Source organism: Saccharospirillaceae bacterium (assembly GCA_022448365.1).
Classification (GTDB): Bacteria; Pseudomonadota; Gammaproteobacteria; order Pseudomonadales; family Oceanobacteraceae; genus Bacterioplanoides.
Genome location: JAKVCS010000001.1, coordinates 686,532 through 710,892 on the forward strand (window position 1 = coordinate 686,532; position 24,361 = coordinate 710,892).

Below are 24,361 nucleotides of genomic sequence, written 5' to 3' on the forward strand. Positions count from 1 at the left end.
CTCTGCCCTCTTCGAATAAAATTCAGCCAGTCATATTGGTCAGTTTTCAAAAGCAGCCACAAACTGTAGCGAAAAGATCGCCAGCACAGGGATGTGCTGTACGACCCGACAACTGAAAAATAACCAATAACACTGGCGGGATTCTGAAATTAAGCGTCGGCGTCAGCCTCAACATCCAAACGAACAACCCGACCGCTGCTGCCATCCATACGAACTGATTCTCGATCTTTTACAATCGAAGTTAATCCCGGAATACCAACAACAGCAGGGATACCCAATTCACGGGCTACCACAGCTGAGTGACTTAAGGTAGAGCCACGCTCAACCAAAATGCCACCTGCAGTCGGGAATAATGGCGCCCAACCCGGATCCGTTCGCACTGTACATAGAATCTGACCATCCAGGTTTAACTCATCTTCTGGCGAAAAAATCAGACGAATATTATTTTCGACAATTCCCGGATAACAACCCGTTCCCTTCAATTCATTCCCGGAAAGCGGTATTTCCTCCTGGAACGGATATTCGTAGTCGTTGTTGCAGTACACAACGCCATGCGTATGGAAGTGATGAGCTGGCTCTTGTTCAGTTTCGTATTCGGCAAACTCCGCTTTACGTGCTGCGACTAAGGGGCGTAATACCGCACTGATACTCCGGCCATCGGAATAGGCATATATATCTTCTACGCTTAAATAAAAGATATCTTCAGCATCATCCAACTGCCCATAAAACGCTAATTGCTCGCCTAATTGACGATAAATATCGCGATACAAACCAAACATACGAGTACGGGCTAAACGCATATTTTCCCGATTACGGATTGCATCACGCAGCTTAGCTAAATCTTTCTTAAACTTCGTTAACGCACGACCACCCAGCTTTTGTTTTAACAGTGGGAACACCTGCTGTTCTGCGTCAGCACGGAATTTGGCTTCATTCTGCGCCAGTGTTTCCAACGTTAAATCATCGCGTGTCAGGAAGTTTTTCAGAATTGCGAACATAAAAGACGCATCCTGACGGAGGGTTTTTGACTCCAGCTTCAGCTCGCCCATGGTGCGATCGCCATAACGCTCAATATAATCCAGACACTGAGCATGGAACGAAGGGAACTGCTGTTGTAATAATGTTAGCAGCTGTTCGTTTTCAACCTCCTGTAAAACGCTCAGCAGTTCTGGTTGTGTTCTGGCCTGGTCACATAAACGCAGTAAATACTTCGTCGGCTCGGTACTTTCAATACCTTCTTCGCCGGACAATAAATTGTTCTGTACCAGATCAATATTCTCGATATTAATCTTTTCCAGCCAACGATGTACCTTACCGTTCATCATCATGACGTAGAAGTCATTCACAATGGGAGTGGTCCAGCGTTGTAATAAATTTTCATCCAGCGATCGGCTCAGTTCAATTAACTGATCCATACTGTAAGTGTGTAATTGCTCACGTGGAACCGAAGCATACTGCTCGGCAAACATAGAGCGGAACCCTTCCACTAACTGATCCATTTTGCGGAAGCGACTCAACAGAGAAAACAGCGCACGAATGACTTGTGGAATACGGGCTAACTTTTCTTTCGTGGTTAACTCTCGATCCTGAATCAAATCAACCGGGTCCTGCAGACCCATCATACGCTCCATATCAGCCTTATTCGTCTTAAACGACGGCAGGAACAATAATCCGCGATACCAGTTATTAATGTTGTAATACACCCGACCACGTACCAGGCCCAACATATTTTCCAACATCGGCTGATGCGCCTGAATGACATCACCTTTTACACCAATCAAGCGCATGGTTTGTTCGTAAACCGTTTTATAAGCACGATTAGCGAAACTGAAGGTCAAGGGTGTTGTTACACCACAATAAGACTCCTGGATATTGGAGTTATCCCAAACCTGCAAGCGATCCTCATCGGGATTTTTTTCCGGTAATGAAGTAACCGGACGTGCCTGCAGGATATACACCTGATTATCACGCACACACCATTCGATATCCTGAGGGGATTGATAGCTTTCTGCGATTTCTTTACCAGCATCGCGCAATGCCAGAATCTGTGCTTCCGACAAACACAGCTGCTGTCGCAGGTTTTCTTCGACCTCCAGCTCAACCGTTCCGCCTTCAGGTCCCTGACGCAGCGCAATATCTTTATCCGCGGTCTGAGCATCAATGCTGTTATCGTATAAACCAACGGTGATTTCATCGGCGTTACAAATACCAGATACCAGGCCCTCGCCACATCCCCATGTGGCCGAGATAAGCGCCTGACTGCGGTTGCCGTTAACCGGATTCGCGGTAAACATCACACCGGATACTTCGGCATCCAGCATACGCTGAATAATGACCGCCGCCTGGATATCGACCACACTCAGACCTTTCTGTAAACGATAGGCCAGGGCGCGGGCATTAAACGCACTTTGCATCACTTTTAATACCGACTCGGCAATCGCTGCTTCGCCCTTCTGATACAGGTAGCTGTCCATTTGACCCGCAAACGAAGCGCCAGCAGAATCCTCTCCGACAACCGATGAACGTACCGCCCAGAATTCATCAGTTAAATCGTGTTGGGGTAATTCGGCTCGAATAGCACTCAGAATTTCCGGGTGTAATCCCACCTCCCCAAGACGTTGCTGAATGAGTTCCGCTGCCTGAGTCAGTCCAGCGTTATCCACCTCTTGCTGAGCATTCCCGTCATCAGCTTCGATTGCAAAAGGCGCTAATTGCTGCTGAATCCATGCGCCTAATGTAACGTCACCTTCGAAGGGTAATTGCAGCTGCAATTCAAATGCGGCAACAGGCACTACCCACCACTGTGGTACGTTAAATCCAAAGCGACTTAAAAAGGCCAGGTTGTGCGCTTTACCGCCAAGTTGCGACGGCGCTGTCAAGCTGGCTTGCTGCTGATCAATACACCACTCAGTCATTATTTTGCTCCGCGCCGTTTAAATCATCCATTAATCCAAGCGCCATTAAACGCTCGTTTTCGTTATCCAACAGACGACGAGAAGTCATCACCACACGCTCCATAAATGGATAGTGACGGAAGGTGTGTGCCATGACATACATCGGTAAACGACACACCACCAGGTCCCACAAACTCAGCGTGAAACCTAAACGCCATTCAGTGGCATCAATGTCGCTACCGCTGGCCGCTTGTAATGCCAGACGATGGCGTTCGATAAGTGCTTCGACTTGCTCCGCATCAAAGTCTGTTTGTAACGCGAAGGCCAACAGCTCGACTAAATCGTGCTGTGGTAACTGCATGGTAGCCAGCTCCCAGTCGTAAGCACATAGCGTCAACTGATTATCTTCACCGCGACGGAAAGCAATATTGCGTGGATTAAAATCGTTGTGCGTCAGTGTTTTCTTCATGCTATCCAGTTTCGGATACCAGTCTTTCAGGCTGTAGATTCGGTCGCGATAACGCGTCATATCTTCATCGCTGAACCACTCCGGGAATTCCTGCTGTGCATGAGCACCCAACATTTCCCATAAACGCATTTTTTCGGTCATGGATTCTGTGGTCGGTGAATCCACCAGCCAGTCAAATTCCTGCAGTTCCTGCTCTCGGCCATACCAGATGCTGTGTACCTGAGCAATGCCATCAACAGCAGCGTTAAAATGCTCAATCGTCCAACCGGAAGTATCATCAGCCGAGTCCATCAACTCCAGACCGTCGAGATACTCCTGAACGATCACGTAAGCTTCACGTGAACTGTCTTCCCAGGCACGGTAAGTTTTTGGTGCAAATTGCGTAAAGCGTTCATCTTGCTGACTCATCACCGCCAATTCACGGCGATGACATTGCTTAAAGCCGAGCTGATTTTTGAATTCGTTATAAGCATGAGCTAAACGGGCGTCACACATGGAAGCCATTGAGTTCAGCATCAGAATGACTTCGTCGTCCAGAGGCTTAACTTTCACCATCATTTCATGGCTTTCGCTCGGCGCTTCACCTTCTTCTCCGGTGATCACCCTGAATGGGAAATGTCCAACCAGCTTATTAATTTTATGCGCCGTCAGTTCGGTAATAATCGAACTGCCTTTCGAAGATAAACTCAGTGGCTGCAGTTCTTTAACCGGCGCCCGGTAATCACCGGATTCGGATAACGCCTGAGCAAAGAAGTCTTCATTTAAATCACCCAGTTTTAACCATTCCACCGGACGGTTACGACCCAGTTTTTCATGAGCACGGGCAAACTGGTCACTGGCGATTGCAGACAAAGTAGAGATATCAAGCGCCAGACAGAAACTGGCAATCACTTCGGCCAGCTTGTGCGCACAACCAGGACCAGCACAACCGATTAATTCAAGGCATTCTTTTTGTTGTGGCAGACTGGTACCACCACCCACAGTACCAACAACCAAAGACGGTAGACGCAATGTTGCATAAACATCCCCCTCTTCCGTCAGCTCCATATGCAGCTGACCAATAGCCGACTCGTGCACACAGGCAATGTCTTGACCGGTTGCGGTAAACATCGCACCAATCACGTTGGCAATGTTAATGTTGATACCCACCATACCGGCCGCGATACTGCCGCCGACAAACTGGTTATAAGCAGTAAATAACTGGCGGGCACTGACTTTTAAGACCCGCTGACACACTTCGTCGGTTAATAACGTTTCTGCCAATACCCGAACACCACGACCACGCAGGTAGGAGTTGTAGGTTACTTTTTTATCGTTCGATAAGTTGGCTTCAATCAGGAAATTTTCAAACTCAATACCTTCAAACGGCTGCATCTGTGCCAGAATCCACTGACACGCCTGCCAGGTGCAGGTGGTGGTCATGTTCTGGCCAGCCGCATCACCGGTTTCATAAATAAACTGAACATGAACACTGCGACCCATTAGCTCCGCACGCACTTCCACCAAATTGGCGTAGTTCGAATATTTGCGGGTCTGGGTGGCGATTTCATCCTGATGATCTTTAACCCATTCGGCAAAAAACAGAGCCGATGACAAATCAGATAATACGAACACTGGTACACGCAACATACGCTGACCCAGTACTTTTACACGCACACCGCCCGAACGGGAAATTGCCGTGGCGCCACGCGTAGCGGAGGCCACTAACGCACCTTCCGACGTTGCCATTGGTGCATAAAACAAACCGTTAGCGTGATCACCAAGAATATGCAAAGGACCTGCAATACCAACCGGAATTTCTACAGAACCGATTAAAGCCTCGATATTACTCACCAGTGCTTTAGGTTCGAGGTTAATCTGTTCGACTTCGGTTAATGCAGACTCAGAATTTTCACGCGCAAAACTCAAACGCTGCTGACGAGCTTCCTCTGTGTACAAGCCTCGTGCCGGGACTTTGGGTAAGTTAAATTCATCGTACCGTGGGGCTTCAGTTTTTGCCGGCAATTGACGCAAGGCATAACTGATCTGCCATAACAGGCGGGCATTTTCCTGTCCCTGATCGGTGTCTGTGTCTTCGTTACTCAACAGGATGCGCTGCTGACGTCCATCGTCAGACAGCGTTGATTTGCTCACACGCAAACGGTTCAAGCGGAACTGTTGCCCATTTAAATCAATCGTCAGTTCGCCGCAAGCAACACCTTCAGATAACAACTCGCACGGCTGAGTTAATACACAGATATGGCTCTTAGAGACATCCACCGCTTCGGCATCACGCCACTGCTCACCACACAACAGTTTTATATCAACATCATGACCCTGACCAAAAGCGTAACGGGCTTCACTGGTAAAAACCTGAGCTTTGCTGGTGATTGTTTTATTATTCATAGTATTGGCAGAACTCATGCTGCACCTCCGATTAATAGAGCGGCAATCACCAGGACGTAACCCAGTAGCATCGTAATCGCTACCGCTTTTTCATTGTCTTCACGGCCTTCCAGAGTTGGCGCCTTCAGGAATTTCATTAACGATTTAATGGCTAAACCCCAAACCAAAATGGCCAGCACAGCATACACAATCAGCCAGCTCACATTGGCCAGTAACAACAGTACGATCTGATTGGCAACCATGGCTGATACCAACACGAATACCAGTGTCGTTGCACCTTTAACGCCGAGTATCTTGGTGTAAGAATCTACTGTATCGCGCTCTTCTTCTGGCCCACGGGTTTTACGGGTAATTTCAAAACAAAAACCACTAACAAAGGCCAGACTCATCATGGCGATCAGCACAGGCGTAAACTGTACCTCCGGATTGGCTACGACCGCTAACCACCAAACAATTAACGGCATAATCGCCATGTGCGTTAAGGCGTAAAGCAATAGCTGCTTTTCTAACCATTCACCGCAGAAAAACTCTACTCCCATCAGGCACAGGTAGGCGAACATAATGCCCCATACCATCACACCAACTTCACCGGCAACCAGCCAGGAAAAGACCAGTTGCACAACAATCGCAATGGCGCCCAGCGTTTTCAGGTGAGTCAAGGTAATGCGGCCACTCTGCAATACCCGTTGAGGGTGGTTAATTACATCAATGGCATAATCTTTGTGCTCGTCAAAAATACGAATCAACAGAAATAATGACCATGTCACAAGACAGGCGAGAATATCTGTCCATTGTAATCCGGCACTTTCCGTTCCATCCCGGGCAACAACAGCACAGGCCAAATACAGAATAAAAAATAAAAGGGCGTTTGCTGCTGGAAAACGTTCGTCCATCCAGGCACCAATTCGACGCCACAGGGGATCCGTGTGGCTGACAGAGACTTCAGTCATAACTACTCCATGAAAGGTAAGAATTTAAATTTTTAATCAGAAATAACCGCGTCACTGTCTTTTGTCCGATTCACCGGGACTTTTTCCCGATCAAACAAAAGCAACAACAGCGGCAATAGAATAATGTCGGCAACAAACGCCAGTATCACAGTCAGACTCATCAAAGCCCCCATTCCCCAGGTTGGTGAGAACGGTGATAACACCAGCAAAGCAAAACCCGCAGCCAATACGACTGTGGTGATTAACATCGCAACACCAACGGTTGCAAAAGCAAATTCAACTGCTTGTTCCGGCGTGTTTCCCTGCTCACGGGCGTAACGGTATTTGGTCAGGAAATGCACGCTGTCATCCACGACCAAACCGAGACTCATACAAGCAACAATGCTCAAGCCCAGGTCAACCTGACCAGAGACATACCCCCAGGCGCCGTATGCCAGCAAAGCCGGCAGCATGTTCGGAATCAGACTCAGGGCACCGAGGCGCAGAGAACTCAGGAACCACATCATCGACAAAGAAATTAATATCAGTGCCATTAACGTGCCCAAAAATAAACTGATACTGTTGCGATCAGAAATTTGAGCAAACACCATGTCCAGGCCAGTGCCCGGAGTCAGGTTAAGCGCCGGAGTATTTTCAACAGCCCACACCCGGATTTTTTCATCCAACGCGACCAACTCACGCGAAGTGTGTTTATGCAGATTTAAAGTCAGACGAGTTGCGGTCTTATCGATGTTGATGCGCTCTTCCAGCCCCATACCAAATGGCAAAGACATTTCATACAGTAGCATCGACTGAGCAATTTCATCGGCACTGTCAGGAACACGATAAAATTCGGGTTTATCAGCATGTAATTTCTGACTGATTTCCAACAACTGCCGGTGCAGACTATCGACGTAGCCGACATTCGGCTGTTGCTCCAACCAGTTCACCAACTGCTGCAGCTGCGTCATATAATCCGGGGTGTAAACCGAACCACCCTGCTTCGCTGCGACGGAATACTGGATAAAGTTAACGCCATACAGCTCATTTTCCTGAACTTCTAACGCCTGACGGACTGCAAAACTTTCATCATAGTAGTGGTACCACTGCTCATTAAACTGCAACTTAAATAAACCAGCACCGATACCAATGGTCGCAATTACCGCGATTGCAAAAGTCCGTTTGGGCGCCGGAGCAATTACGGTGCGATAGAAATTCAGCAACAACTGTCCCAGACCAGAATCAGCACGAGCCGCAGGGGGTGCTGGCAATAATTGCAGTAAAGCCACAAACCAGGTCAGACTTAACACACCGGCCAACAATGCCGCCATAGCAACCAGATTACCCAGGTCACGGTAGGGTGGAGACTCACTAAAATTCAGACACAATAAACCCAAAGCTGTCGTCACCGATGTGATCATTACGGGTTTGATATTCAGTGCCTGAGCTTTTGCCAGGGCAGCAGATTTATCCAGACCTTCTCTTAAAGCATGCTGATAAGAAACCAGAATATGCAAACAGTCAGCGACAACAATAATCATAATCATTGATGGGACGGCACCGACAACCGGTGTCAATGTTGCGCCACTCCAACCAAGCACACCAAACACTGCTGCAACCGACAGCAGGGTCAGCGTCAGAGATAACACCGAACCAGCCAGAGATCGGGTTAGTAAAAACAAGGCCGTAAAAATCAATAAATAACTACCGGGGATTAATGCCGCCATATCCCGTTCGACCGCTTCTGCCAGAGCAACGTTAATAACGGCTGTCCCCAGCAGTTTTACATCAAAGTCATCTAAGTCTGATTGCTCCACCAGCTTGCGCGCAGCTGATACCAATTCAGCGGTTGCTTGTGGGTCATTCGCGGGCAAGGATAAATTCACCACCACCTGGGTTAATCTGCCATCCTGACTCAACAAACGACCGGCTATCTGAGGATGAGATTGAGCGAAGCCTGTAATATCCTGAAGGGAATGTTCCTCATCGGCGCCGTATAAATCACGAACAAATATATCATCTTGATCGGATTCTATTCGCTGATAATTGCTGAGAGAATCAACTCGCCGGGCATAAGGCAGACGCCATGAGGCTTCAGTCAACTGTTCTACAGCAGCCAGACGCGACGCCGTAAAGACACTATCAGCATCATTACTTTGCAGCAGAAAAATAAGCGAATCCTGCTTATTAAAGTCGGCTTCCAGCTTTTCAAAAGCCTGTAGCTGAGGATTATCCGCACTGAAATAGGTACGAAAATCCGTTGTGAGTTGCAGCTGGCCTGCTCCTCCAGCCATCAGCAATATAAGAGTCGTGAGCACTAAGAAGGTGCGCCACGGGTTATTCCTTGAGAATGCAATAGTCATAACAACCGCCCGAGAATTCCTAACAACGGGTTCTGTAAACAAACTTATCATCTATGAAAAGCTGGCTGGCTGTTTTTGTTATTGTGGCCTACTGAACCGAGCCGCATATTAGCTCAAGCTAATCCGGTTAGACTAGGACATTTCATAAAATCTTCAATAAAATGTCGTACTTACAGAACAATTTTACAAAAGGCCATTTTGCTTATTACAACTGTCGTAATAAAGCATCACAAAAAAGGACAAACAACACGCCATAAAGGACAAAGTGATATCATCACCTACCCTTAATAAGCTCTTAAAATAGTAAAAATAAGCTACAGAAATGATGGCCACTGATAAATTCCAGTGGCACTAATAATAAAAAAGTCAACTAAAATCATGGATTAACTACTTGATTTCTGCCACTGCCTTTCCCCCGATAAAGGGCCTCATCAGCCCGGCCAACCAACTGATCGAAGCTGTCTTCTTTCATCAACTCTGCGATCCCAATGGTAGTTGTGGTAAAAATTTCATGATCGTCTACGGTGACTGACGTCTTCTCCAGACAACTGCGGATACGCTCAGCAACAACAATTGCTTCGCTTGCAGTGGTTGCAGGCAACAATAACAGAAACTCTTCTCCCCCCCAGCGCGCGGCATAATCACCATTGCGTAATTCCTGCTTCAGAACTTCAGAAAAATTCCGAATCACCGCATCGCCTGTTTGGTGACCAAACAAATCGTTAACCCGTTTGAAATTATCCAGATCGCATAAAAGTACAGCCAGCTGAAGATCATTTTCCTGATGATAGCGGATGGCACGCATCGCCCAACGATGCAAACTGCGACGATTGAGCAGGCCCGTTAGGGAATCCGTCGTTGCCAGTTGGCGTAACTTACGTTCGTTATTCACCACCAGTCGATAATATAAACCGGACAAAAACACCATCACGGTTAATACAGCGATCAAATTGAAGTAGTAAAGACTGCCAAGCACCAGACTACCGATGTCGTAAACCGGTTCAACGTGTCGCAACATGTAATCCATGATCACGTACAACATCATCATACCCATCACCAACGGCATCTTCTCTAATCCGTCCCTGAGTGGACTGATCATAACAACCGGCGGAATGATCATGGCGTAGAAATGAAAACCACTGTCCCAGCCCAGCAAAAAGACAGCCAGCCCAGCATGCCCGAGAATCTCCACCACCACCGCAGCCCAGGCTGAAAAGCGATAACGGCGGGTCAGAATCACAAAGAAGACCGCGACATACAGCAAGACACTGAAGACGTTAACCACCCCCAGCAGCCAGATATCGTGGTAGAAAAACAAACAAGAGAAAGCAACGTGTATAAACGCTGCGATTACGCTGATCTGGAGCATCAGCTTGCGAAACAAATATTCGCCGTCCTGAACTTCTGCTCCCTTCAGCGCCGCCAAAAGATCCATCGAGAATGTGCCATTTTTTTAAATTATTAGTAATACAAAAAGTATTGGTGACGATAGGCTTCTTTACAAATGCATCCCTGTTGTAAAAGCGTAACAACAGGTGTCTGCTGTCTTTACATGCCAACCGACAGCAAACGACAACGTTATCTGATCGATACCGAACATGATTGTTCCCACAATGTGGCATTTAGCACATAATGACAGCTACGACAGTTAACAAATCAAGGAAGAATAATGTCGATCGAATTTCTATACCCCAAATCCCCAACCGGTATCCCGCAAGACCTGACCAAAGCAAAGGCAAGCTATCAACGACAAGCCATGCTGGCGATGCTGGGTCTTATTACTTTTATGTCAGTTTATCTTGCACTGGCTGTTTGTTTTGGTCTGATTACCTATAACACGGCGCATCAAATGATTGGCCAGGAGCTGGATCTGATGAGCCTGCTGATCGTTTTCTGTTCCGGACTGCTGACCATCTTCATGGTCAAATCGTTGTTGGTAGTCAAAAAGCCGGGCAACCCCGGAGGCGTCGAGGTAAGCGCTGACGACGAGCCAGAGCTCTTTGCATTTTTGCACCAACTATCGGATGAGATAGGCGCCCCACGCCCTCATCGTGTATTTATCACCCCTGAAGTAAATGCCGCTGTTTTTTACGACCTGTCGCTATTCAACCTGTTCTTTCCATCGAAACAGAATCTGATCATCGGTCTTGGATTGGTAAATGTACTGAACCTTGGCGAGTTGAAAGCGGTATTAGCACACGAGTTTGGCCATTTTGCTCAAGGGTCGATGGTAGTTGGCCGCTGGGTCTATATTGCACAACAAATCATCGGCCATATGGTTGCTACCAGAGATTGGTTGGATAAGGTTGTTCGCTTCATATCAAAGATCGATCTGCGGATTGCCTGGTTGGGCTGGCTACTGGGCCTGATTATCTGGTCAATCCGATCATTGATGGATACGTTATTCAGTTTAGTCGTTATGGCTGAGCGAGCATTGAGCCGTGAGATGGAGTTTAATGCAGACCTTGTGGCAGTCTCTGTTACCGGCAGTGATGCGCTGATCAATGCATTACATAAGCTACAAGCTGCCGATAGCGCCTGGCAAACCGCGCTCAATGTTGCCTCATCGGAAGCAAGAAACGGCAAGTTGTTGAGAGATTTGTTTGCTGCGCAAAAAGCCGCCATCGCAGAAGTCGGACGTGTTCTTGATGACAAAGACTATGGTGCAACGCCTGAAAAACCTGAACATGTTGATGCAGCAAAGCATCGCATTTTCACTGAAAGTATGGCTAACCCTCCGCAAATGTGGTCGACCCACCCACTGAACAGCGATCGCGAAGAAAATGCCAAGGCACGTTATTTTCCGGCTGAAATTGATAGCCGCGATGCCTGGCTGATTTTTTCTGATTCAGAAAGAATGCGTGAAGCCGTCAGCTCCGGCTTTTATCGCCTGGAAGAAGATACCGAAGTTGCATATGAATCCCCCACTGACGCGGTAGCCAAACGATTTGCTCATGATATTTATGATCCTAAATACCGAGGCACGTACCTGAGTCGTAACTGGGTGCGTAATTTCGAAAGCCCGGAACAGATTTTTAATTTGGCTCCGGTCGAAGGTCTGGCAGCTGAGACCATCGCAGAGCTGTATCCGCAGGAGCTGTCTGAACAACTGGCGGCCGCCCGCAACCTGGATATGGAACGACATTCCCTGGAAGCCTTAGCTTCCGGTGAAATGAAACCATCCGGTGGTGTAATCCGACACCGCGGTCACGAAATCAAGAAAGATGAAATTCCTCAGGCGCTTGAAGAAATTGCAAATGAACGTCGCGAAATAGCAGATCAGCTGAAACAGCACGACTCGTTATGCCGCAATGCTCATATAGCGGCCGCCAGTCAGTGGAATAGCGGTTGGGATCGTTATTTGCGTAGCCTGACCAGCTTAATGCACTGTGGCGCTCACTTAAAAGCCGTGGTTGATAACGAATCGGCCTTGTTATCCAACACCTGGTCGGTGATTACCGCAGATGGACAAATTGGATACTTTGAAAAGCGTCGTATGATCAATGCCTGTAAAAGCATTCACCAGGTAATGAAGACTGTTGATGATGCGGCCAAACAAATACAGTTATCGCCAGACGTAATGCAAACAGCAGGCATCGAAAACTGGCCGGAGCAGTATCCGGAATTTGACCTGATTGAAGTATCGAAGAAAAACTGGCAAGACTGGTGTGGTGCTGCATCAGAAAGAATGTCGAATATTTCTTACGTGTTTGGCTTGATTGAGGATATCGCTCAGGATCTGCTGATACGGGCTGAAAAAACGGTAGAGCAACACACACGCGCTGAAACTCAGCCCGAACAGGAACAAACGGACTTCTCTGTAATTCCTGATGATTACCCGGTGCTGTTACCGGGCAACGAACACGTTTTGCAGCGGAAGCTGGATTTATGGAACCGCTTCCAGCTAGCGCATGGATTCTTGCCCACGCTTAGCCGCTTAATGGTTTCGGCCGGCGTGATCGGCGGGACAATTTATGGTGGATTCTTTTACTAACTGAGTTACTGCCCACACTTTTTAATGGAAGGGTGTGGGCAGTCGTTTCAGCATGGTAATCTCAAGACCTGGCTGAATTCCTCATCAACAGTCAGCGCGACCGAGTCATAAGCATACCGATGAAAAGGCAGCATATTCGTTTAACAGCTCAGCTGAAAATTACCGCCGTCATTGTGATTGCTCTGACATTGGTCGAAGCGATCAATCTCTTCACAGCACGCTCTCTGAATATCTGGGGCATTCTTCCCCGCTCGGAAGAGCATTGGATCGGTATTTTCGCAGCACCGTTTCTGCACGGCAGTGTTTCTCACTTTTCCAGTAACATTATTCCTCTGGCGATCTTTACCATGCTGGTATTGCAACATGGGCTTAAACGCTTCTGCTACGCCTCGGTGTTTATTATTCTGGTAACTGGTGTACTTGTTTGGCTGTTTGGCCGCCCAGCAATTCACGTGGGCGCCAGTGGCTTGATTTATGGCTACTTTGGTTTTCTGCTTGTTGCTGGATTTGTTAGTCGCGAATTTAAGCTGATTAGTATTTCGTTGCTGGTCGGTTTTTTGTACGGCGGTATGATCTGGGGGGTATTACCGCTATCGCCGTATATCTCGTTTGAGTCGCATTTATTTGGGGCTTTGTCAGGGGCTGTGGCAGGATTTATCTGGGGGAAGGATAAGAGTCGCTGACATCAATACAGAATGCACTTTGCTTGTTCGGCCTACGAATCTTCAATTAGTCTCAAATAAGGTCTTCGTTATAAACAATAATTGATGGCTTATCGCCATCAGAGTCGAAATGTTTATGCTCCCACTCATCACCTTGCTGTTCAATTTCATCAGCGCATTGCTGTAAGAACTTAGCCAGCTCTCTTAATTTTTTGGGGTTGGAGAGCAGAGTTACTTCGCTGAGTGATTCAGGTGAATCAGAGGTTTTTTTTGGCAATAACCGAATATTTTCATTAGAAGGTCTTTAATTCAATAGAGAAAGGTCGACATTGATGCGAACAGCATCATCCCAATTAGGGCTGGATGATTTCATCAAATACGTATTATCTACTTTTCCGTCAACAGCTTGATATACGATCAAATCTCCAGTTGAGTTCATGGCCACAGGAATAGCATCTGAACAAAATCGTCGAAGTTTATGCACTTCATACATAACCATAGCCTCTTCACTACCAAATAACATCACAATATCTTCGACTTTTATATGTGGCGCTTCTATCCCATTTTCTTGCAATAGGATATTTTTTAAGTCCTCAGGCATAGGGGCTTTAAAGAATAACTCCCATAAACGTATATGCTCATCACTTGCTGACTCTTTTCTTTTATGTGAGTTCAAAATTCCATATCGTTCAATGGCCTCAGTTTGATACATCATATAAGACAAGCATTTTATAAAATAAGACATACCGCAGAATTCACAATAAAATGGGGGTCTTATTGTTCGGACAGATTCACTTCCACAAGCTGTACACTTAAATGGATTTGCAATCTTGTAACTTATATATAAGGCGATGCAGAGTGATAGCGGCGACAGAGCGACCAGTAGAATGTGATTATATTGATCGTTTAAAGCCTGACTGCCAAGCAGACCTACACCAAAGAGCAAAATAAATATTGCGAAGAAGGCAATGTATTTGCCCCACCATTTAAAGTAAGCCTTGATTCGAAAAATCTTGTCATTTCTATAACGAGATTGTGCTTCTTCCAGTGTCAGCGTCGAAGTTTTATAAGATTCCATTTTCTGATTCACCATGTAGACACTAAAAACCCGCTGCCTATTTCTAGAGCAACGGGTTTCTTTTCTATAAAACTAAGTTCTCTTTAAAAGAACTTAGTTCTCCTCACACCATACACGAGCGTTACGGAACATACGCATCCAGGCGCCGTCTTCATCCCAGTGATCCGGTGCCCAGCTGTTTTGCACAGCGCGGAACACACGCTCCGGGTGAGGCATCATAATGGTGACGCGACCATCGTTCGCGGTCAGGCCGGTAATACCTTGTGGAGAACCGTTCGGGTTAGCCGGGTATTGTTCGGTGGTTTCGCCGTAGTTATTCACATAACGCAGAGCAATCTGACCGGCCAGCTCGTCGATATCCGCTTCATCCGCGAATTCCGCACGACCTTCACCGTGTGCCACTGCGATCGGCATTTGTGAGCCCGCCATGCCCGCCAGGAATACAGAATCAGATTCCTGAATTTCGACCAGAGAAACACGTGCTTCAAACTGTTCGCTCATGTTGCGAACGAAGTGTGGCCAGTGTTCTGCACCCGGAATCAGTTCGTGCAGGTTCGACAGCATCTGACAGCCGTTACACACACCCAGTGCGAAGGTATCAGCACGCTCGAAGAATGCTGCAAACTGGCTACGCGCCTGTTCGTTAAACAGGATGGATTTCGCCCAACCTTCACCCGCACCTAATACGTCACCGTATGAGAAGCCGCCACAAGCAACCAAGCCACGGAACTGATCCAGCGTTACTGCACCAGACAGAACGTCACTCATATGCACGTCGATGGTGGTGAAGCCAGCGCGATCAAACGCGGCTGCCATTTCGATCTGGCCGTTTACACCCTGCTCACGCAGAATCGCGACTTTTGGAGCATCTTCAGAGCCAGCCGCAGGAAGGTCTGAAGTGATGTCTTCATTAATGTCGAAGCTCAGCTCGGCATTTAAGCCCGGATCTTCGGCATCCAGCAGGGTGTCGAATTCTTGCTGAGCGCAGTCAGCGTTATCACGCAGCGCCTGCATCTCATAGCTGGTTTGTGTCCAGGCACGCTGCCAGTTCACACGGGATTCGCTCAGGAATTCTTCGTCCTGGAAGCTGAAGGTAATCTGGTCGTCTTCGTTCAGAGTACCAATCACTTGCGTGCAATCACCCAGGCCGGCCGCTTCGAATTGAGCCAGTACTTCTTCCAGATCGTCACGACGAACCTGAATGACACCACCCAGTTCTTCGGCGAACAGCGCAGCGGCCAGTTCGTCTTCAGACTCGGCCAGCAGGTCCATCTTCACGTCCATACCCACATGACCAGCGAAGGCCATTTCGGTCAAGGTAGTGAATAAACCACCGTCAGAACGGTCGTGATAAGCCAGCAATTTATTGTCGGCGTTTAAGCCCTGCATCACAGCGAAGAAGGCCTTCAGATCTTCGGCATCGTCCAGATCGGCCGGTACGCTACCGACTTCACCGTAAACCTGTGCCAGACAAGAAGCGCCCAGACGGTTCTGGCCACGACCCAGGTCGATTAATAACAGGTCAGTTTCGCCTTGGTCTGCACGCAGCTGAGGCGTCAGCACTTTGCGAGCATCAGTGACAGGCGCAAAACCGGTAATAATCAACGACATTGGCGCGGTAACGGCTTTGTCTTCGCCATTGTCTTGCCAACGAGTCTTCATCGACATGGAGTCTTTACCCACAGGGATGGTTACCTGCAGTTCTGGGCACAATTCCATACCAACCGCTTTTACGGTTTCGTATAACTTCTGGTCTTCACCGTCGTGACCGGCAGCGCACATCCAGTTAGCCGACATCTTTACGTCAGCCAGTTTGGCAATGGGTGCAGCGGCTAAGTTAGTAATGGCTTCGGCTACGGCCAAACGACCGGACGCCGGGCTATCCAGCAGCGCAACCGGGGTGCGTTCGCCCATTGCCATCGCCTCACCGACATAACTGTCGTAGGAGGAAGTGGTGACCGCCACGTCGGCCACCGGCACCTGCCAAGGGCCAACAAACTGATCGCGTGCCACGGTACCGGTAATGGAACGGTCACCAATGGTAATCAGGAAGCTTTTAGAAGCTACGGTCGGTAATTTCAGAACACGCTCAGCCGCTTCCGCCAATTGGATGCCCGCGCTTTCGAAGTTCTCAGCTTTCAGCGCACGTGATTTCACATCACGGTGCATACGTGGCGTTTTGCCTAACAACACAGACAGCGGCAAATCCACTGGCTTATTGTCGAAGTGGCTGTCGGTGACGGTTAAATGTTCTTCTTCGGTGGCGTAACCCACTACCGCGTATGGGCAGCGCTCACGCTCACAAATCGCATCGAAGGTATCCATATCTTCTTCAGCAACCGCCATCACATAGCGTTCCTGAGATTCGTTCGACCAGATCGCCAGCGGGCTCATGCCGGGTTCGTCGTTGGGAACGTTACGCAGCTCGAAGTTACCACCACGGCCACCATCACCAACCAGCTCAGGGAAGGCGTTGGATAAACCACCGGCACCCACATCGTGAATAAAGGCGATTGGGTTTTCATCACCCAGCTGCCAGCAGCGGTCGATCACTTCCTGACAACGACGTTCCATTTCCGGGTTTTCACGCTGAACGGACGCGAAGTCCAGATCGGCATTGGATTGACCGGAAGACATAGAAGACGCTGCACCGCCACCCAGACCGATTTGCATCGCCGGGCCACCCAGTGCGATCAGACGAGCGCCAACCGGGATATCCCCTTTTTGTACATGTTCGTCACGGATGTTGCCGTAACCACCGGCAATCATAATGGGCTTGTGGTAGCCACGGACTTCGCCGTCGTGCTGCAGCTCGAAAGTACGGAAGTAACCGTTCAGTGCCGGGCGACCAAATTCGTTGTTAAATGCCGCACCACCAATCGGGCCTTCCAACATAATATCGAGCGCCGATACGATACGGTCTGGCTTACCATATTGGCTTTCCCATGGCTGTTCGAAACCCGGGATTTTTAAGTCGGATACGGTGAAACCAGTTAAACCTGCTTTTGGCTTGGAACCTCTGCCTGTTGCACCTTCGTCACGAATTTCACCACCAGAACCCGTCGCAGCGCCGGAATGAGGTGCAATGGCGGTTGGGTGGTTGTGGGTTTCAACCTTCATCAGGATATGCATATCTTCTTCGTGATACGCGTAGCCTTTATTTTCCGGGTTCGGAAAGAAGCGACCAGCTTTATGGCCAGTAATTACAGAAGCGTTGTCTTTGTAAGCCGACAGAATATTTTCGTTGTAACACTCGTAGGTGTTCTTAATCATCTGGAACAGTGACTTATCCTGTTCCTCGCCATCAATACTCCAACTGGCATTGAAGATTTTATGACGACAGTGCTCTGAGTTTGCCTGGGCAAACATCATTAGCTCAACATCGGTTGGGTTACGGTCGAGTTTTCGGTAGTTTTCAACCAGATAGTCGATTTCATCATCGGCCAGTGCCAGGCCCAGATTTTTATCGGCGGCAACCAATGCGTCACGACCACCTACCAAAATTTCGACCGTACTCAATGGCGCCGGTTCGGCATGGGAGAACAGCTTTTCTGCATCGCCGCTGTCGGCAAGTACCGTTTCAACCATACGATCGTGGAGAGCAGCCGCGATAGCGTCGCGGTCAGCGGCAGTAGCAGCCCCATCAAGTTTCACGTAATAAACGATGCCACGCTCCAAGCGCAGTACTTTATCCAAGCCACAGTTATGAGCGATATCAGATGCTTTGGAAGACCACGGCGAAATGGTGCCAAACCTTGGTACCACCAGAAACGCTTCGCCGGCGCTTTCTTTTACATCAGCCTTCGGACCGTATTTCAGCAGCCGGGCCAGAACCTGGAGTTCGTTGCCGTCCAGTTCGGCACTGGTATCGGCAAAATGCACAAATTCGCCGTAAACAGAGGTCACTGCCGGTACAACCGATTGCAGTTTTGACAGGACTTTATTCTGACGGAATTCAGAAAGCGCTGGTGCGCCACGCAACTCTAACATGGTGGAAAAACTCCAGTGGTTGGGAGCAAATAGAGGGAGCCAAAAATGAAGCGCGAATAATACCGGACAGGCCGGTCGCACACCAGACAGGAAGCGGGCTTTCACGCAGTAAAAATGCGGGTTTTCCAGCCATATAAGACACCGCAAGTTTTGATTGTCTACCAGACGATCAAAACTGATCAACAAGACAGTTTTTTACTTACAATTTGTTGCTTGCAAAATCTCTATTCAGCGGGCCATAAATAGTCACATCACGCCTTTGAGGCCTCATGAAAAAGTATAAAAAACTGAATAAAAGCTGAATTGTTTCATTTATAGCAACATAGAGTTGCCTTCGTTCCGAATTAAAGAAAATTCTATATATATCAATACGTTAGATCAATATCACGACAAACTTCTGTAACCATATTGAAACCTTACGTACTGCATCGATTGTTTTTTAAGCAACTCACGCGATAAAATGGGCCATCAAATCCAAAAACGCACCATTATAGTGCATGAAAATAGAAATCATTATGATTCGTGGCTCATCCAGTCTAGTTCTAAAATCGCTGATTGCTCTTATGTGCTTCCTGGCACTGACGGGCAGCGTGCGCCCGACAGGACTTGAGCAAACCCGCATGAGCGGTGAGATCGTGATGATTACCCGCAACAGCCCAACTACCTACTACGAAGACCGCAGTGGTGTAACCGGCTACGAATACGAACTTGCTTCTGCCTTTGCCGATTACCTGGGCGTTGATCTCAAGGTAGAAGTCGCAGACAACTTATCCGACATCTTCACTAAATTGGACAAAGGTCAGGCAGCGTTCGCAGCAGCCGGTCTGACCGTTACGGATGAAAGGAAACGCTGGGCCCACTTCTCCAAACCCTATCTCAATGTCTCCGAGCAGGTTATTTACCGGCGTGGTGGCATGCGGCCAAAACAAGTCATTGACCTGGCCAACGGTCAATTAGTGGTGTCATCGGATTCCAGTCACTCGCAACGCTTGCTCAACTTACAAGCAGATGAAGTACCCGAACTGACCTGGAGCGAAAGTCCAGATCTTGAGGTCAGCGATTTGCTGCAGATGGTTTCGAGCGGAAACATTGATTTCACCATTGTTGATTCCAATGAGTTCGACGTATTGAAAGCGTATTTCCCCAATCTGGCGGTTGCCTTCGAGCTGTCTGGCGAACAAAACATTGCCTGGGCCTTCGAGTTATCCCGTGATAGCAGCCTGCACGAAGCAGCCAACGAGTTCTTCAACCAGGGCGCAACCCGTGACAAGCTCGCGGCTTTGTCTGAGAGGTTTTACGGGCATCTTGACCAGCTGAACTATGTCGGAGCAAAACACTTTCTGCGTCAGACAAAACGAAAGCTGGATCGTTACAAAGGGGACTTCCAACAAGCTGCGGATAAACACCAGTTTGACTGGCGTTTGTTAGCCGCTATGGGTTATCAGGAAAGTCACTGGAACCCTGACGCCAAAAGTTTTACCGGTGTCCGTGGTCTGATGATGTTGACCCGCAACACCGCGAAAGAACTCGGCATCAAAAACCGTTTAGATGCCAAACAGAGTATTGCAGGTGGTGGCCTGTACCTGGCGAAATTACGTAAGCGTATTGGTGCTGAGGTGACAGAGCCAGATCGCACCTGGATGGCTCTGGCTGCATATAACGTTGGGCTGGGTCATCTGCGCGATGCCCGCAAACTCACCAAGGAAATGGGCGGTAACCCGAACCTTTGGCTCGATGTGAAAGACACTCTGCCGCTGCTTACTCAGAAGCGCTATTACCGACACACCGCTCATGGCTATGCTCGCGGGCATGAGCCGGTGACCTATGTGCAGAATATTCGTCGTTACTACGACGTACTGGTATGGCAGGACAAGCAGCAACCGGTATTTCTTGAAGAAGAGCAACATATTCTGCTGTCGTCTTCGTTAATGACTGTTATTCCTCCACTCCTTTAGTCATCAAATTTGCTGGCTTAAAAGAGTTTTCGCGGGTTCAGGATTTCCTGAAGCCCGCTTTTTTTTTGTGTTTTTTTCATCATCGATTAAAAATCAGAATCGTAAAAAAGGCGGGAAAATCCCGCCTTAAAATCCTTCAGAGTAGCTGGCTACTCCTGCGACAGCCTCTCAACCGAATCCTCTTTAGGCTGCATCACCGTCGCCAACTTCTGAGCGACAGAAAGCTGGTTTTTATCGCTGGTTTTCGCCTGAGCTTTTTTCGCTTGTTTTTCAACAGATTCAACAAACTCCAGCACCAGCTCGGCACTTTCATCCGGCGACTCCAGCATCGGCGCATGACCTAAATCCGGGAAAATAAAGCTGCGACTGTCTGACAGATGTTGTTCAAATACGGCTACGCTGCTGACATCCAGTGCCCGGTCTTTTTCACCCCACAGGATCAATACCGGTTGATGAATTTGCTGCAGCATCTTCAGGTTATCGTCACTGTTTTTTGCCTGTTCTGCCATAGCGTGAATGTCGGCAAAAATCTTGGTATTAATTGCTTGGCGCGCCTGAGCGCGACGAGCCAGCACATTGCTAGCAGGCCATGGAAGAAACGGCTGTTTAACCATTGCAAAATTGCGTAACGCATCGAAGTCTTCAACGCTGTTAACGATCAGAGGGTTTTTGCCGCCGTTATCGATGATTTTCTGAAGGTCGGATTTCTTCGGCGGATGAACGCCTGCCGCGTCAATTAAGGTAATGGATTGCACCTTATCCGGGCGGCCGTAGCTGTACATCAACGCAATTCCTCCCCCCATAGAATTGCCCATTATGTGCAGATCGTTAAGCGCCAATGCTTCAGTGAAACCATCCAGCCATACTGCCTGCTGCACAAAATCATAAGTGAACTCGGGGTTGTAACTGGTTTCACCGTGGCCCGGTAAATCCGGGGCAATCACCCGATAATCATCAAAACTGCGAGCGAATCGTAGCCAGTTATCTTTATCCACAGCAAAACCATGCAGCATCAGCAGTACCGGTTTACTGCCATCCTCCGGTGCGGAATCGAGATAAGTCCAATCATGATCAGCCACAGACATGTGCTGGAGTTCCAGACCAGACATTGAGCGTTCAACTTTAAGACCTGCGTCAAACAAAGAATCCTGCACATGGACACAGGCAGTAAGCGAGATAAGACTGACGACCAAGAGCAGTCGGATGATACGTAACATTGTTTGTTCCCTGAGTATGGTGATTTTTTATTGTATATAGCCACCAACCCAGACGTTATTTTCCGGTTGGTGGTGTCCGTTGCTTCAGGCGTTTTTTCGCCGCCCGCCGCATCGCGAAGAATTCAGACATAATAGCGGAACATTCAACCGCCAGTACACCACTGGTGCGCTCAATGGCGTGATTAAAGAAAGGTTGATCTAATAGCGCCATGGCACTTTCTACAGCGCCGGATTTTGGTTCGGTAGTGCCATAAACAAGCCTTTGAATACGACTGTGAATCAGCAATCCCGAGCACATAGTGCAGGGTTCAACGGTGACATACAGCGTCGCACCAGACAACCGGTAATTACCGATATTTTTTGCCGCATCACGTAATGCCACCATCTCTGCGTGAGCACTCGGATCAAGGGAAGTAATCGGCTGATTGTAACCACGCCCAATGATCTCACCGTCCAATACCACTACCGCACCAACGGGCACCTCACCAGCGTCAAATGCCAACTGTGCCTGAAACAAGGCCTGCTGCATAAAAAATGAATCAGAATGCTCACGCGGTTCGGACAAATGGATGTCGGACAAGGTTTTGGCCATCTTTCGCTGAAAAGACGCATCATAAACCACGCGTCGCAGAAACGACACCAACGCGCTCAGGGCTAGTGCCTGGCGGCTAACCACTATCTGCAAACCCGATAACCGGACCGTTCAACCATATGACTGCGTCAGATACACACAAACCTCTGCAGATACAAGCAACACCCTGTTGTTCTGTCCTCGCACATTCTGACGGCTGGCCGCACCTGTTCAATGACGCCAGCATTGGCCATTCATCCCCTCTTTGGATGCAACAATTGTTGCTAAACTTCGCTGCATTAACAAAAGGGGCAAGTATCTATGTGGACTTTAACGGTAGAACCGCGATTTAACGAGACCGATGCGCTGGGGCATATTAACAACACCACCCTGCCGATCTGGTTTGAACAGGCACGTACGCCAATCTTTCGCTATTTCACTCCGGACCTGAACCCGAATGACTGGCACCTGATAATTGCCAAAATAGATGTAGAATTTATGGCCGAATTATATCTGCAGCACCCAGTGGAAATTCGCACTTACTTCAGCAAAATCGGAACGTCATCAATGACAATTGTGCATGAGGCATGGCAACAAGGAAGGATGTGCGCCAAAGGGCACGCCGTTATGGTGCACTATGACCACCAAGAAAAAGGCTCTAAAGCGATTCCAGCTGGAATCAAAGCCACATTAACCGAGCATCTGGTGGAACTCTAATCACCTTGAATCAGCCCGGAATTCTGGGGTCCGGGCTGCGTTGTTCAGTGTTCCAGAATATCTCGCTTAAAGTCTCCCTTAAACTGGGGGATTTCATGCAGCTCCTGTTCACCCTCCATGCTGAAGTACATTGAGCTTTGTTCCGGCGGGAATATTTTTACGTTACTCTGAGCACTGATTGGTCGCTGTCCATGCATCATATCTTTTAACATCAGATAGATTTCTTCATAACTTTCAGCCTTCAGCTCGACTTCCACTTCGGTCATAAAACGAAATGACATTTTAGCCATGGTTGCTCTCCTCTGCGGGTTCACCGTCAGACTTTTAAGGGGGATCATTTCGAGCCTAGTTCAGACCCTTTTTTCTCGCGCTGAAAAAATGTGCAATAGCACTACTGAGCCTAATAATTTCGCCATAAAGATTGCTCTGGTATAAGCTTGCACCAGCAAAATCAATTTATTTGCCAGAACGGCTGGTTAAATCGAAAGAGATTACAGGAATGACAGAACAGGCAATTAAGCGCGTTGCTATTTATTGTGGTGCAAAACATGGAAATAATCCGGCGTTTGAACAAAGCGCCCGCGATCTTGCCGGCTGGCTGGCAAAAAATAATATGGAGATTGTATATGGTGGTGGCCATACCGGTTTAATGGGCGTAATCGCTGATGCGGCCTTGGATGCCGGTGGAAAGGTTATTGGTGTCATTCCAGATACGCTCTACCAGCGCGAGGTTGCTCATCAGGGGCTAACTTGCCTGGAACATGTAGACAGCATGCATGAACGCAAAGCGCGAATGGCTGAGCTGGCAGACGCTTTTATTGCACTGCCGGGCGGAATTGGTACGCTGGATGAATTAATTGAGGTCTGGTGCTGGGCAGGACTTGGAGATCACGATAAACCCATTATTTGTTTTGATGTCGATGACTTCTGGCAACCGTTTTTTAATTTATTAAAACACGTGGAATCGACCGGTTTTTCTCATCACCAAAAGCCGATGTTACGAGCGAATAACTGCGATGAGTTAGCGGCGTTATTTACGTTGAAGGTAACACCGAAGATCAACTGAAGGCAGACCATCAGCAATCTTTTTCTTCAGCGTATCGCAGGTGCAGCTAATCCCCTGCTATACGCTGTCAC

Annotated in this window: 16 protein-coding genes; 5 read left to right on the forward strand and 11 right to left on the reverse strand. The window is 48.2% G+C overall.

Annotation, left to right across the window (positions count from 1 at the left end; genetic code table 11):
• Nucleotides 1–149: 149 nt before the first annotated feature.
• The 5 genes from MK185_03190 to MK185_03210 all read right to left on the reverse strand — a co-directional run bounded on the left by MK185_03190 (nucleotide 150) and on the right by MK185_03210 (nucleotide 10,475).
• On the reverse strand, nucleotides 150–2,915 hold the full coding sequence (locus MK185_03190; GenBank protein ID MCH2039623.1) for a phosphoenolpyruvate synthase: 2,766 nt from the start codon (nucleotides 2,913–2,915) through the stop codon (nucleotides 150–152).
• Complete coding sequence (locus MK185_03195; protein ID MCH2039624.1) at nucleotides 2,908–5,766, reverse strand: phosphotransferase; 2,859 nt, start codon at nucleotides 5,764–5,766, stop codon at nucleotides 2,908–2,910. Before MK185_03195 ends, MK185_03190 begins: the two co-directional genes overlap by 8 nt.
• On the reverse strand, nucleotides 5,763–6,698 hold the full coding sequence (locus MK185_03200) for a UbiA family prenyltransferase (GenBank protein ID MCH2039625.1): 936 nt from the start codon (nucleotides 6,696–6,698) through the stop codon (nucleotides 5,763–5,765). Before MK185_03200 ends, MK185_03195 begins: the two co-directional genes overlap by 4 nt.
• A 32-nt stretch (nucleotides 6,699–6,730) precedes the next feature.
• The gene (locus MK185_03205) at nucleotides 6,731–9,040 is read right to left on the reverse strand and encodes an MMPL family transporter (protein MCH2039626.1); all 2,310 of its coding nucleotides are present in this window, start codon (nucleotides 9,038–9,040) and stop codon (nucleotides 6,731–6,733) included.
• A gap of 376 nt (nucleotides 9,041–9,416) precedes the next feature.
• The gene (locus MK185_03210; GenBank protein ID MCH2039627.1) at nucleotides 9,417–10,475 is read right to left on the reverse strand and encodes a GGDEF domain-containing protein; all 1,059 of its coding nucleotides are present in this window, start codon (nucleotides 10,473–10,475) and stop codon (nucleotides 9,417–9,419) included.
• 234 nt (nucleotides 10,476–10,709) lie between these two features.
• On the opposite strand from MK185_03210, the gene MK185_03215 reads away from it, so the two are divergent.
• Nucleotides 10,710–13,034, forward strand: coding sequence for a M48 family metallopeptidase (locus tag MK185_03215; protein ID MCH2039628.1), 2,325 nt, complete (start codon nucleotides 10,710–10,712; stop codon nucleotides 13,032–13,034).
• A gap of 119 nt (nucleotides 13,035–13,153) precedes the next feature.
• Nucleotides 13,154–13,717 (forward strand): rhomboid family intramembrane serine protease, encoded by a 564-nt coding sequence (locus tag MK185_03220; protein MCH2039629.1) that lies wholly within the window; start codon nucleotides 13,154–13,156, stop codon nucleotides 13,715–13,717.
• 52 nt (nucleotides 13,718–13,769) lie between these two features.
• Here MK185_03220 and MK185_03225 read toward each other — a convergent pair whose 3' ends face one another.
• From MK185_03225 to purL, 3 genes are all read right to left on the reverse strand, one after another.
• The gene (locus MK185_03225) at nucleotides 13,770–13,973 is read right to left on the reverse strand and encodes a hypothetical protein (protein ID MCH2039630.1); all 204 of its coding nucleotides are present in this window, start codon (nucleotides 13,971–13,973) and stop codon (nucleotides 13,770–13,772) included.
• 27 nt (nucleotides 13,974–14,000) lie between these two features.
• The gene (locus MK185_03230) at nucleotides 14,001–14,774 is read right to left on the reverse strand and encodes a hypothetical protein (GenBank protein ID MCH2039631.1); all 774 of its coding nucleotides are present in this window, start codon (nucleotides 14,772–14,774) and stop codon (nucleotides 14,001–14,003) included.
• Nucleotides 14,775–14,867: 93 nt separating this feature from the next.
• Entirely contained in the window at nucleotides 14,868–18,764 is a 3,897-nt protein-coding gene (purL, locus tag MK185_03235; GenBank protein MCH2039632.1) for a phosphoribosylformylglycinamidine synthase, read from the reverse strand.
• Nucleotides 18,765–19,261: 497 nt separating this feature from the next.
• On the opposite strand from purL, the gene mltF reads away from it, so the two are divergent.
• Nucleotides 19,262–20,719: a membrane-bound lytic murein transglycosylase MltF gene (mltF, locus tag MK185_03240; protein ID MCH2039633.1), complete on the forward strand. Its 1,458-nt coding sequence runs from the start codon at nucleotides 19,262–19,264 to the stop codon at nucleotides 20,717–20,719.
• Between the two features lie 149 nt (nucleotides 20,720–20,868).
• On the opposite strand, the gene MK185_03245 is transcribed toward mltF, so the two are convergent.
• On the reverse strand, nucleotides 20,869–21,936 hold the full coding sequence (locus MK185_03245; GenBank protein MCH2039634.1) for an alpha/beta hydrolase: 1,068 nt from the start codon (nucleotides 21,934–21,936) through the stop codon (nucleotides 20,869–20,871).
• A gap of 55 nt (nucleotides 21,937–21,991) precedes the next feature.
• Nucleotides 21,992–22,465, reverse strand: coding sequence for a tRNA adenosine(34) deaminase TadA (gene tadA / locus MK185_03250; protein ID MCH2039635.1), 474 nt, complete (start codon nucleotides 22,463–22,465; stop codon nucleotides 21,992–21,994).
• A 363-nt stretch (nucleotides 22,466–22,828) separates the two neighbouring features.
• On the opposite strand from tadA, the gene MK185_03255 reads away from it, so the two are divergent.
• The gene (locus tag MK185_03255) at nucleotides 22,829–23,224 is read left to right on the forward strand and encodes an acyl-CoA thioesterase (GenBank protein MCH2039636.1); all 396 of its coding nucleotides are present in this window, start codon (nucleotides 22,829–22,831) and stop codon (nucleotides 23,222–23,224) included.
• Nucleotides 23,225–23,268: 44 nt separating this feature from the next.
• Here MK185_03255 and MK185_03260 read toward each other — a convergent pair whose 3' ends face one another.
• A complete protein-coding gene (locus MK185_03260) occupies nucleotides 23,269–23,514 on the reverse strand; it encodes a hypothetical protein (protein ID MCH2039637.1) in 246 nt (81 codons plus the stop codon).
• Between the two features lie 209 nt (nucleotides 23,515–23,723).
• On the opposite strand from MK185_03260, the gene MK185_03265 reads away from it, so the two are divergent.
• A complete protein-coding gene (locus MK185_03265; GenBank protein MCH2039638.1) occupies nucleotides 23,724–24,290 on the forward strand; it encodes a TIGR00730 family Rossman fold protein in 567 nt (188 codons plus the stop codon).
• Nucleotides 24,291–24,361: the final 71 nt, after the last annotated feature.